The sequence below is a fragment of the Exiguobacterium sp. UBA3968 genome (assembly GCF_002385115.1).
Taxonomy (GTDB): domain Bacteria; phylum Bacillota; class Bacilli; order Exiguobacteriales; family Exiguobacteriaceae; genus Exiguobacterium_A.
Window position 1 is genome coordinate 81,602 of record NZ_DGCW01000004.1, and the last position, 12,281, is coordinate 93,882.

At 43.7% G+C, this 12,281-nt stretch carries 9 protein-coding genes; 1 reads left to right on the plus strand and 8 read right to left on the minus strand.

Features of this window, described 5'->3' with window-relative positions; translation table 11 throughout:
* Positions 1-17: 17 nt before the first annotated feature.
* The 3 genes from B3S86_RS00600 to B3S86_RS00610 form a co-directional block, all read right to left on the minus strand.
* On the minus strand, positions 18-467 hold the full coding sequence (locus B3S86_RS00600) for a universal stress protein (RefSeq protein WP_056063846.1): 450 nt from the start codon (positions 465-467) through the stop codon (positions 18-20).
* Between the two features lie 28 nt (positions 468-495).
* A complete protein-coding gene (locus B3S86_RS00605) occupies positions 496-945 on the minus strand; it encodes a general stress protein (RefSeq protein WP_035411135.1) in 450 nt (149 codons plus the stop codon).
* Positions 946-1,009: 64 nt separating this feature from the next.
* Positions 1,010-1,744: a hypothetical protein gene (locus tag B3S86_RS00610; protein ID WP_035411138.1), complete on the minus strand. Its 735-nt coding sequence runs from the start codon at positions 1,742-1,744 to the stop codon at positions 1,010-1,012.
* 123 nt (positions 1,745-1,867) lie between these two features.
* Here B3S86_RS00610 and B3S86_RS00615 point away from each other — a divergent pair, with 123 nt between their 5' ends.
* Positions 1,868-2,506 carry a FusB/FusC family EF-G-binding protein gene (locus B3S86_RS00615; protein WP_035411141.1) on the plus strand — a complete coding sequence of 213 codons (639 nt, stop codon included), beginning with the start codon at positions 1,868-1,870 and terminating at the stop codon, positions 2,504-2,506.
* Positions 2,507-2,582: 76 nt separating this feature from the next.
* Here the strand turns inward: B3S86_RS00615 and B3S86_RS00620 are convergent, their stop codons facing one another.
* The 5 genes from B3S86_RS00620 to B3S86_RS00640 form a co-directional block, all read right to left on the minus strand.
* The gene (locus B3S86_RS00620) at positions 2,583-4,121 is read right to left on the minus strand and encodes a GGDEF domain-containing protein (RefSeq protein WP_290748055.1); all 1,539 of its coding nucleotides are present in this window, start codon (positions 4,119-4,121) and stop codon (positions 2,583-2,585) included.
* 198 nt (positions 4,122-4,319) lie between these two features.
* Entirely contained in the window at positions 4,320-6,890 is a 2,571-nt protein-coding gene (locus tag B3S86_RS00625) for a HAMP domain-containing sensor histidine kinase (RefSeq protein ID WP_290748058.1), read from the minus strand.
* Between the two features lie 145 nt (positions 6,891-7,035).
* Positions 7,036-9,936: a S8 family peptidase gene (locus B3S86_RS00630; protein WP_290748061.1), complete on the minus strand. Its 2,901-nt coding sequence runs from the start codon at positions 9,934-9,936 to the stop codon at positions 7,036-7,038.
* Between the two features lie 143 nt (positions 9,937-10,079).
* Complete coding sequence (gene msrB, locus B3S86_RS00635; RefSeq protein WP_290748064.1) at positions 10,080-11,180, minus strand: peptide-methionine (R)-S-oxide reductase MsrB; 1,101 nt, start codon at positions 11,178-11,180, stop codon at positions 10,080-10,082.
* Between the two features lie 207 nt (positions 11,181-11,387).
* On the minus strand, positions 11,388-12,245 hold the full coding sequence (locus tag B3S86_RS00640; protein WP_290748067.1) for a YihY/virulence factor BrkB family protein: 858 nt from the start codon (positions 12,243-12,245) through the stop codon (positions 11,388-11,390).
* Positions 12,246-12,281 lie beyond the last annotated feature (36 nt).

A 12,281-nucleotide genomic window follows, 5' to 3' on the forward strand; every position in this document is an offset into this window, starting at 1 on the left:
ATGTGTGCTGTTTTATGTCACTTCAAGGTTTTCGGACGGACGATATAGATATCGCATTTTGCATAACGGGAAATGTTTTCAGAAACACTCCCAATCATGATTCGTTCCATCGCATTCATCCCGACTGCTCCGCAGACGATCAGACCCGCACCAACGCGTGGTGCGATGACCTTTGGAATCAGTGTTTTCGGAGAGCCATTTTCGATGATCAGCTCAACTGTCTCGACACCTGCTTCTCGTGCCCGCTTTTCGTAACGATCGAGCAATTCTTGTGCATATTCGGTAACGTTTTGATCAATGAAACGTTTATTGGCACGTACGTTAGCAAACGTCTGAATATCGATGACATGGGCGATGACGAGTTTAGCATGATCAAGTTTGGCAAATTTCACTGCCTTCTCAAATGCTAAATCTGCTGTCTCTGATCCGTCGACTGCTACCAAAATCGTATGATATTGGCTCTCCATCAAGATTCATCCTTTCCGCACGACTCTCTTACAACATCCGATCATTTTCATTTTCAAGGGCACGGTTTTCGTGATCAAGTTTTCGTTCCGCTTCGATTCCCTCTGGCTCTGTTTCCAGAATACTTTTTGGTTCCGGCGCAGGACGAGAAGCCCCTGCTTCGTCTGCCAACAGGACATAATCGCCTTGCTGGACACGTAAGACGTGTTGCCGAATATCTGCCTCCGGCAATCCGAGTTCCGTAAAAGCAGTTTGAATTTCCTCAGCCGAAGCTGGTTTGCCTGTAAACCGCTCAAACAGCGTCCGTTTTCCAGAGACGAGTTGCGCCGCCGATTGCCCACGTAACATCGCCATATCAGTCTTGTCTTGCAACACGATATATAGATCCTCTTCTAGATAACCTGCAAAATGTAAATCCTCGATCTTACGAATTAAATCCGTTTCATTCTGATAGACACCAATCCATTGTTTTTTCCCCATGATGCACGCCTCCCCCTTTTATAACAGCTATATGGGATATACCCCAAATTCACCTAAAACATAACTAGGACGAAGAAGACTTAGGTGAATGCTGTCGAAAAAGACGTTGACGTTTCTGAAAGACGTAATAACATAGGAGTAAAACACACATTATGCCAATTCCCGCTACGATCTGTTGCAAGAGAATGAGACGTTCGTTAAACAATAGTCCAGCTAAATACCAGATGAGTGCGAGACCAAATACCCAATCTGAATGGATTGCGATGAACAGGAGTCCACCGATAACAGCTAGTGCGAGCGCACTCGTGCTCCATTGGCGTTCGGAAAGACTGAATAGAGAAGTGAACTGAAAATCCGATAAGATCCGAAATGGTAAAATCAATAGCATCGTACTGATCCAGGCAAGCAACACTGAAACTGGAGAGCGCATCCACGGCGAACGCCGGGGATGGTGTTGAATTTTCATATAGACTAAGCAAAGGCTGATGAAAGAAATCGTCGTCGAGACGAGTTCCCAAGGGGGGCCACTCATACTACTGATTCCAAGCGTCACGAGTGATAATGCAAGCCACCCTCCGATATCTTCAATCAGTTCTCGATCCGCAGGGAAGGCACGTACCGGTCGAATACACCAAATCAATAATGTCGTAAACACGACACCGGCAATGGCGTCAAAGAATGGTGCAGGAACAAGAGGTAACTTAAGAATGGTCATCGGCTGTTGCCAAACGACGCGTGCTAGCATTGCAAAGAGGAATGCTCCTACATTCATCAAGCGTAAAAATGTTAAATACTGCACGTCCCTTTTCACCTCCTCGTTCAGTCTGTTATTTAATTCCCGCTGTAGGAGTCCGAAAAACTAAAATGTCGCTTTGTTCTGTTGCCAAATTCCGGTACGATGAAAGGAAAAGGAGGAACGAGAATGGACGCATTTTTACTACCCCATCAATACAATTTCATTCGGAATCAAGTCGAGCTGCTGCAACATCAATTCGCAGCCGTTCATGACCCTGATGTTCGTGATGCTGTTCGGTACAGTGCCGCTGAAAAGATATTTGATCTATTGCCAGTACTTACACCGGAACAGGAAATCTTGTTGACGAACATTCGTGACGCTGAATCCGAACAGGATCTTCTCATGTATTTGACACGTGTGGAGCCGTTCGTCCAACCATTTCCGACCATCTCTGAATCACGAATCCGACAGCTCTTTAAAAAAACGAAAAAGCTACACGTTCCGCCACTTCACTCCTTTGAGTGGACACACACGACGTTTTTAAGCTGGAACGATACCGGAAATCGGAAAAAATATTTCGTCTATCCCTTGAATGGTGAATGGATTGGCGTAGAAGGTACCTATCTACCATCGATTCAAAAAGGGATTTGTGCGATTTGTCATACGTATAGTGATATTACACTCGTAACTGTCACGACACGCCGTTCGACTGAACAGCATCAAACGATTGGTCATTATATGTGTATCGATAGTGATGCTTGTAATCAAGCAGTGACCAAGCCGGACGTTATTGAAACGTTCTTAGCCCGTTCGCAAAAGAAATGATATACATCAAAAAACACGTTCGTATGACTGGTCCGTTTGGATCAGTATACGAGCGTGTTTTAGTATATGATTTCATTTATACCTTCGTCACCGTCGAATCATGCATAAAAAATTGATTTTTCCCCCGACGTTTTGCTTCGTACATTGCAAGATCTGCCTGCTCGATCAAGTCCGATCGAGAGGCTGCATGTGTAGGATAAATCGCGCCCCCAATACTTGCCGTCACAGGAAGTGGAATGATGCCATGATGAAACGGCTGTTGAAACAAGGAAACCAGGTGTTCTCCACACTGCACGACTTCTGATTCTTGTTCAACGTCAAATAATAAGACGATGAATTCATCCCCACCCTGTCTCGAAATGACCGTATTAGGCGGTAGTTTCTTTTGTAAGCGTGCCGTGACGTCGATGATGAGCTGATCTCCGACACGATGTCCGTACGTATCATTAATCTCTTTGAAGTGATCGATATCGATAAAGAATAATCCGACTTGTCCTTCACTCGCTTCCGCTCGGTACAAGGCATCTTGAAACAATCGTGCAAACAGATACCGATTCGGTAACCCTGTTAAAGCATCGTGATACGCCATGTGCCGCATCTCTTCCATGGCAGATGCTAGTGCTTCCGTTCGTTCCTCTACCTTCGCCTCAAGGTTTTCACGCAGTCGTTGATTATCAACGACGATCCGAATTTGACGGGAAATTAATAACGGAATCGCAATCATCAGACCAATCGTCAAACCATTCCAACTGATTGTTTGCCGTGCCATCGTCACGAATAGAATTAACAAGAATACGTATGGCGTAATCAAACGCAAGACATCGATCCATTTCCGAGCGACATCAAAGCTGACGAATGATTCCTCAGCATCAAAACGATAAGCTGCTAATCCGACGATCATGACAGTCGCTAACCATAACGGATCGAGCCAACTCGAAGGGATGGGGTAATCAAATCGTTCTAGCACGACGTATAGAAGGTCGGCAAGTAACTGAAAATGAAAAGCGAGTAAAATTAATAACAACGAGCCACCATTGCCACGCTTCATCAAACCAAAAAACAAGACAATCATTCCACCGAGTAATAATAAATCGCCGATCGGATAACGGAGCCATAAAATCGTTTCGATCGTCAGCAGCGTATTCGCTTCTAAATACGGTGTCACTAAATAGTGCCATGAGAGCGACCCTGCAACGACTAGAATGATGAACTCATCGAATAAAAAAACACGCAAGTTGACCTCGCGTCGTCGATTGCGAAGAAAATAGCCAAAAGCGATCAAATAAATCAAGATTTGAAGACTGAAGATCAAGTCGATCCAGTCAAACGGTTCCGTTCGCGTTCGTCCTTGTAGAAAATATAGAAGCTGTCCACATTCGCCTAATCCAAGCATGGCGTTAGCGAACAATAAAAGAAGAAATAAACGATAGGTAAAAGGGCGTCTTGTCTGACGTCGTTGTGCCTGCCAAATCAAATAGAGGGAGATCATCACACCACCGATCGTGAACAGACTGTTGACGACTTGTCCGATAAATGTATCCGTTCCAATGCACGTCACCCAGCCGATATGAAAGAGTAACCAACCGATGACGACTCCCAACCATTTCTGATACATAACGAATCCCCCCTTTCCTTTTTTAACCATAGTTCGTTTGTCCTATAGGTATATCGGTTCACGATTGCTGTTTATTCACTCTTTTTTTATTTTATTAAAAATATTTTTGACAAGATTACTCTTTTTAAACGTAAGCAAAAACCGTGTTCACACCTAAGCGGTTTGAACACGGTTTAACAGAAATACATCATGTTTTCTTTAACTAGAACGTCGATTCTCTTCTGTCGAATCGATCGATTCACTTAAACTGAGCGGTAAGACGATGATGAAGCGACTGCCTTTTCCGACTTCAGATTCGACGTGGATGACGCCTTCATGTTCTTTGACGATTTCTTTACAAATCGATAAACCGAGTCCAGTTCCACCGATTCGACGTGTATCGGAATTATCGACACGATAGAATTTATCAAATAAATGAGTAAATGCGTGGCGTGGAATCCCAATTCCTTCATCCTTCACTTCAATGATGGCTTGATCGTCTTTCGTATCAATCCAGACATCCACACGTCCACCATCGGGAGAATACTTGATTGCATTGTTGATCAAGTTACTCATCAATTGTTTGATCCGGTCTTCATCTCCTAAGATGAATGGACGATCCGGACTAAGCAATTGCAAATGAAGATCGTGTCGTTCACTTGAAGCGTCATACAGGGACATCACTTGTTCAGTTAGGCTGAGCAAATCAAGATGTGCCATTTGGTACAACTGTCCACCCGACTGCATCCGTTGAACGTCTAAGAAGTCCGTGACGAGGTTCGATAATCGTTCTGTCTCATTATGGATCGTCGCTAGATACTTCTGCTGTTTTGAGTCATCGATCTTTCGATTTAGCATCAACTCTGTAAAACCGTAAATCGATGAGAGCGGCGTTCGCAATTCATGTGACACAGTCGAGACAAGTTCTGTTTTTAGACGATCGGCTTCTGTTTCCCGGGTAATATCCCGTAAGACGAGAATGATTCCCTTCCATCCCCCGACGACATCAATGCGTTCCGCGTAGACTTCTAGATGCGCCGTATTGTTTCGAACATCAAATCGGACTTTGTCCGGTGAAATCTTACCGGAACGAATTAAATCCAGATACGTATTAAAGGCTTCAACATCATCCACCAACTGACGCATCACATCAATGACGTACTCACTCGAAGGTAACGTCCGATCTACTGTGAATTCCGTTTGAAGTTCTGGAATCAAGTCAAACAATGGACGGTTGACGTATAACTCCCCATTTCCATCCTCGAGATAAATGATCGCTTCTCGAATTGAGTCCAACACTTGCTCTGTCTTTTCTTTTTCCTGACGCATCCCTTCATAAGAACGCGTACGTAGAAGTGAAAGCGTCATTTGTTGCGCAAACTCGCGAATATCCGTCAGCTGTTGTCCTTTATATGCAGATTTGTAGCGAACGAGATAGATGGCAGCAATCAATTCATGCGTTTCTGGATCTTGAACCGGAATCGTCACCTCATACGTACTAAAGGAATACGGATGCTCTTTTTCACGTGTAACGCGCTTCTCCGATTGAACGAATTCCATCTTGCGAACAGATCGATTGATGACGGACATCTCATCTTTCAGGAGATCTTTTAAATAGTCCATCGTCATGCCGTTTGTGGTTGCACCCATAAACTGCCCTTCTTCATAAAGCAATAGAGCACCGTACTCTGAAGAAGTGATATCGATCATCTTTTGAACGATTGCTGGATACGATTCGACAGTTTCGCGAACGGCAAGTGCCTCTGTTAGTTCACTACGTAATCGCAACTTTTCCTCATTCTTTTTCGTCGTTTGATACGCTTCTTCGAGTTCCTCTTGTTGCGCCTGTAACTCTTCTTGTTGCGCGAGCAATTCCTCACTTTGCGCTTGCAATTCTTCATTTTTACCTTGCATCGCATCCGTATGAGCATTCGTCGTCACGACCATCCGATTAAAGGAAGCACGTAATAATCCGATTTCGTCTGGACGTTTTTCTGTCGTCTTATCGATTTCAATCGGTTCCTTGCGAGCAAGTTTTTGATTATCGTCTACTAATCGTAACAACTGCCGCGTCATCCGGCGAAGGAACGGGTGAACGAATAAGAGAATGAATGCGACGAGCACAACGATACTTGAGATCCAAATCCATTGTGATTTTGCAACTTCACTCCGCAATTCCCCGACAGCGGTTTCTTGCTGTTGACTTAAATTCGTCCGGTATTCGTCAAGCGCTGCAGATGCTTTATCAATATCTGGTGTAATATCGATTGAACCGTCTGCGGTTGGCTTTAATCGTCCTTGTTCTACGAGACGTTTCGCGATTGGTAAGGAAAATAGACTGTCACCTTGTAAAAAATCCTCGTTGATTCGATTCGCCTTTTTTTCATTGACGTAAGACTGGGTCAGCGGAAATAAGGCGTCATAGTAAAGTTCATATAAATTCGTCATTTGTGCCGCGAATTCTTCTTCTTCATCCGTTTTTGCGTTTCGCATGAACCAATCGGTCTCACTTTTAATATCTGTTCGAAGTGCTTGAACCTCGTCAAACCGATCCTGGTCTCCAAAGATGACAAACCCTCGTAAACCGAACTGAACCGTTTGCCAATTGTCCCATAAATCGTTGGCTCGGCGATTTTGTTCACTGATCGTTTCTAAATTTTGTTTAGACGTTTCAATTCGCCCTTCCATGTAGTCATAGACAAAGAACGAAGTAATCGATACTACGATCAGTACCGCATAAAAAACCGTCAGCAACTGCCGACCGATTCGTCGCCGAATCCAATTCATCATGAATGTATCCTCCTCATCATTCATTGAATGATGCTTTTTCATTTGTTTCTTTTAATATAATAGAAACGCTTTCGAAGCAACAGCTAAGATGTACAAAAAAAGACCTTTTCTCGGAATGTACCCGAAAAAAGGTCTTTTCATGCTCTTATTTTTTCGCTTTTTTCACTGTCACAGACGTTACAGGACTCACTTGTCCGCGTGTATTCTTAACGTAAACCGACAGTTTCGCTTTCGCTTTTTGCTTCGGAATTTTGACGGAATAGTTTCCTTTAGAAGAAACCGTTCCTTTTCCGATGACTTTTTTCTTCGCATCTTTTACGTAGACACTCAATTTCTTTTCAGCTGTTCCGGTTACTTTCGTTTGACCGGCATAGACCGATTTCACTTTTGGTGCCTTTGGTGCTGGTAAGACTTTTACGATCGTCGGTTTACTTGTTCGTTTTGCAATATCCGTCACCGTAACGATCAAGCTTGAACCACCAACTTGCTTTGGTAACTTCGCGCTAAACTTACCTTTTGCATCGACTTTCGCTGTTGCAATTTTCTTTTGTTTCGCATCTTTGACTGTAATCGTACCACCCGCAAGAGCTGTACCTGTCATTTTTGTCGCACCGGCAAGAACTGGTTTCACTTTTGGTGCTTTTGGTGCTTTTCCAGGAAGGACTTCTGTCCGTTCCGATGTGACGTCTAATCCATTCGCATAGCGAACCGTCAGAACTGTTTTTTGGTTTTGACGCGGAATCTTGACGCTGTATTTTCCTGCTTGTGCTGTTGTCGTAGCTAACTTTTTATTCGTTGTTGTTTCTTTGCCATTCTTATCTTTTGTTACGACAGCTGCCCACACTTCAACTTTCGTCCCTGTCTTGACTGTTCCAGAAACAACTAGTTGGTTATCGTAGACATCATTGACGTTCCCGTTCAAGTTCAACTGGGAGATCGCACGTGGAATACTAACTTTCCCGTAGCCAGCGACTGGACTGACATAAGCTGGGAACTCAGGCTCGATTTTCTCACCATCTTCGTCCTCATCTTCAAATTCATACCAGTCATTCGGATTTTCAAACGCAAGCGGTTCTGCACTCTTACGCAAGATTTGTTCGATTTGCGCTGGTGTCAGTTTCGAATTTAGTGATTTCAAGATACCCGCTACTGCGGCAACATGTGGCGAAGCCATACTTGTTCCATCCATGTACACCGTGTTACCGTCTGGAATCAAACTAGCCACTTTTGATCCTGGCGCTACGACATCAAGTCCAACACCATAGTTTGAATAATCCGCGACCATTCCGAGAGGGTTCGTCGCTCCGACAGAAATCGCGTATTCCGAGTTCGCTGGGTAACCGACCATCATGTCGTAGTCATTTCCTGAAGCAGCTACGACCGTAACACCATGATCTGCTGCATATTTCATCATATAAGCCATCGTCCGGCTCTCACCGCCACCAAGACTCATATTGATGACTTTTGCATCATGATCAACTGCATATTTAATCCCGAGTGCGATGGCGTCTGTTTCCCCTTCACCGTTCGCATTCAAGACTTTAACCGGCAGGATTTGTGCCGATTGATGGATTCCCTGGATACCATAATCGTTGTTCATCGTTGCTGCGATGACACCTGCCACGTGTGTCCCGTGACCGTTGTCATCAATTGCATTCCCGTCACCGTTGACGGAAACGTAGTTCTTTTCATTTGCGATATCAACTTTGCCTTGTAAGTCCTTCAAACGATAATCAACACCTGTATCGATGACTGCAATCTTAACAGGAGCTAATTTTTTTGTTCCAAAACGTTGTTGGAATGCTTCAAAGCCGATCCCAACGTTATCAAATTGCTCAAAAGCAGTCTTTTTATTGACGGCCCACTGGTAGTCGAAGTTGATATCACTTGTCGCACGGTACGTCTGAACTTTCTCAACGTACTCAACGGCTGACGAACGATTGAGTGATTGTTTTAATGCTGCCGCTGATTGACCTTTAACAGTTGGATCTTCCGTCACGATGACGAAGTCTCCTGCATTGCCAAGGGATAAACGTTCTACATCATTTGCCTGAACGCCCGCAATCTTCATCGAACGGTTCATCTTACCTGGTTTTAATTTGACGATGTAACGTGTTGCTTCTTTTGATTGGATACTCATACCCATCGACTGGAATGTTTCGCTTAACGAACTACCACTTAATTTCGAGATATCCATTTTATTTGCATATCCATCAATCTCTTCAGCAATCACAGTAGGTGACGCTTCACGTGATAATTTGTAAAGACGATCGACAGCTTGTTGATCAGCTTTCGTCAACGTGTATGAAGTTCCACGCACGAGTGCTTCCATCGCTGGTTTCAATGTTTTTAAATCTTCGTATGCTTGTTGACGCTTATCTTTGTTAAATAAAAGTGTTTTGACGACATAAGGCGATGCTTTGTAGTAAAGCGATGTCAAAGCGCGTCCAGCATCCGATTGGCTCAATACTTGCTTTTGGATCGAGTGCATGAGCGCAAGCATCGGTTTTTCTTCTTTTGTTTGTTTGAGCGCTTCTTCTGCCATACAGCTGATATCATTGATCGGTTCATACTCAACCGGCAATTTGACGTTGTTATACGTTAGTTTAGCGTGCGCTGCTTTTGTCGTCTTCCCTTCTTCGATGTTCGGGTAATATTCTACTTTGACATAATACGGTCCATCCCATGCGTATGGAACAGCTAGTTTTGTCGGTGTTTTTTCATTTGGCTCTGCTTCTGTCCGGTAACGATCAAATGTATCGTCTTCTGCAGCCATCGCTTCGCTCGGATAAGCTGTTACTTGAACAGGTTGATCCGTATCGATTGATAACTCGAAGTGAGAGGCAGTTTTTTCTACACCCGCTTCATGATTGACGCGGTACCAATATGTATTTTTTTCTTCCGTTCCTGTTTCAAGCGTCGTCTCTTGACCTGCTTTCAAAAGCGTTGCTTTAGCAAGGGCAGTCTCCGCCTTTGCTGTCGTAGGTCCTACTCCAAGCGTCAAAATCAGACAGCTCAGCATGACCCAAATCATCAGTTTCTTCACAGATGTTCCTCCTTCAAAATGGACGTACTTTACCTTGATTATAAACAGGATATGGATAAAATGGATATTTATTTTATGGATGTATCTTACAATTTTGAAAGGAAAGGCACTCAATGCTCACACGCATTGAATGCCTTTAATGATTATTTAAAATCTGCTACATATTCGCTGTATCCTTCTTGTTTCAATTCCTCTTTCGGAATGAAACGTAAAGCAGCCGAGTTCATACAATACCGAAGTCCGGTCGGTTTCGGACCATCCGAGAAGACGTGTCCGAGGTGTGCATTCCCATGTCGACTCCGGACTTCCATCCGTTTCATGCCGATCGAGAAATCACTTTTCTCAATGATATTCCCCGGCTCAAGTGGTTTCGTAAAGCTTGGCCATCCTGTCTTCGAGTCATATTTATCGTTTGATGAAAACAGTGGTTCACCAGAAATGAGATCGACGTAGATCCCGTCTGCCTTTAAGTCATGATACGGATTATCAAATGCCGGCTCTGTCCCATCTTCTTGTGTCACCTCGTACTGGATTGCGGTTAGTTTCTTTTTAATTTCCGCGTCTGATAATTTTGGATACGTTGGAAGGTTAAGTTTTGGTTGATCGTTCCAGTAGCGATTGATAAAGTCATCGCGTCCAGAAGCTGCCCGATAAAACTTATATTTTTTCTCATTCGTTAAATAATAATCCTGATGGTATGCCTCCGCTTCGTAAAAAGGACCTGCTGCAATCAATGGTGTGACGATTTTATCATCAAAAACCTGTTGTTTCTCTAAATCCTGTTTCGATTGCGTTGCAATTTCTTTTTGTGTTTCATTCGTGTAGAAAATCGCTGTCGTGTACGATTCCCCTTGGTCAACGAACTGACCGTTTGCATCTGTCGGGTCAATCTGACGCCAGTAGACATCGAGTAATTGTTTATATGAGATGACGTTTGGATCAAACGTGATTAACACCGCTTCCCGATGCCCTGTCGTCTCCGCCGATACTTGATTGTATGTCGGATTTTTAACATCACCGCCCGTGTAACCGGAAATGACCGATTTAACTCCTTTTAACTCTTCAAACGGTGGCTCCATACACCAGAAGCATCCTCCAGCTAAGATTGCCGTCTCTTCCGGTTGATAACTCAATTCCTTACTACCACTTGATTTTGCCTGCTGTTGCTGGAACACGAAGTATCCCCCGACCATGACGACGATGAGACCAATGACGGATAAAACTGTCCACATTCGTTTCTTCATCTCCCTTCGCCTCCTTTATTTAGCTTACGTCGCGTGACGTTTATTGGATGTTATTTTATTTAACTGTAACGCGCTGATGCTGGCTTGTCGTAGCATGTGCTTAAATGAAGCACATTCATTTATCTCTTCCTATGATCCTACTAAGATATATGTTTTTAATAAAAAGCAGCTGACACATCGTCAGCTGCTTTTGTGTGTTCAAAATGATTAACGCACGCTTTCTTCTTTGATTTTTTGCGGCTTCATGATTTTTGCTTCTTTTTTCTGACGCATGCGTTCCGCATTCATCAGTCCCCCTAACATCAAAACAACAGCCGATAAATAGAACCATGTCATCAAGACGATGATTCCGGCAAGCTGACCGTAAAGACGGTCGTAACTCCCAAATTCAGCGTAGTAAGAGAAGAATTCCGAAACGACTTGCCAAGTAATCGTCGCGAAAATTGCCCCGGGAAGTACCTGACGAACCGTCAAATGGACACTCGGTAAGATCCGATATAATAAAATGAAAAAGACAAGTAAGAACAATGTCCCGAGTCCCCAGCGGAATAAGAACCAAATCCATGAGTAGTTCGTTACGAAATCAGCAACGATTGAAAAATGATTGATGAAACGTCGTGTTAGTTTCTCTGAAATCGGAACAATCAATGAAATCGGTAAGATGATCATCATCCCGATTGTAAAGGCGAAGTCTTGCAACAGTCCGCGCCAAAACGGTGCTTTCCGTGTCACTTCGAGCGCATCATTTAGCGAGCGGACAAGTGACTGGACCGACATCGAAGCAAGCCAAAAAGCGGCGATGAAACTGATCGAGGCAAGCTTAAAGCCGCCTTGATCAAAGATTCCGACGACGTTCCGCTGAATCAAGTCGTACGTTTCTGCTGGAGCAAATGGTCGAATCAAATCCAGCACGTTTTCCGACGTAAACGGTAAGAACGAGACGATCCCAACCACAAATAATAAGAATGGGAATAAGGACAACATCAGATAATAGGCGAGCTGAGCCGATTTATCAAAAAAGGCTTCACCAAAAAAACGGGCAAATACAGGTTTGATTAAAGACATACAAATTTCCTCACTTTCAACTCATTCTCTACACTA

What these genes read in the sequence shown, in the direction of transcription:
- B3S86_RS00600 (WP_056063846.1), bottom strand. Translation starts at nt 467, where the DNA reads ATGGAGAGCCAATATCATACGATTTTGGTAGCAGTCGACGGATCAGAG.
- B3S86_RS00605 (WP_035411135.1), bottom strand. Translation starts at nt 945, where the DNA reads ATGGGGAAAAAACAATGGATTGGTGTCTATCAGAATGAAACGGATTTA.
- B3S86_RS00615 (WP_035411141.1), top strand. Translation starts at nt 1,868, where the DNA reads ATGGACGCATTTTTACTACCCCATCAATACAATTTCATTCGGAATCAA.
- B3S86_RS00620 (WP_290748055.1), bottom strand. Translation starts at nt 4,121, where the DNA reads ATGTATCAGAAATGGTTGGGAGTCGTCATCGGTTGGTTACTCTTTCAT.
- B3S86_RS00625 (WP_290748058.1), bottom strand. Translation starts at nt 6,890, where the DNA reads ATGATGAATTGGATTCGGCGACGAATCGGTCGGCAGTTGCTGACGGTT.
- msrB (WP_290748064.1), bottom strand. Translation starts at nt 11,180, where the DNA reads ATGAAGAAACGAATGTGGACAGTTTTATCCGTCATTGGTCTCATCGTC.
- B3S86_RS00640 (WP_290748067.1), bottom strand. Translation starts at nt 12,245, where the DNA reads ATGTCTTTAATCAAACCTGTATTTGCCCGTTTTTTTGGTGAAGCCTTT.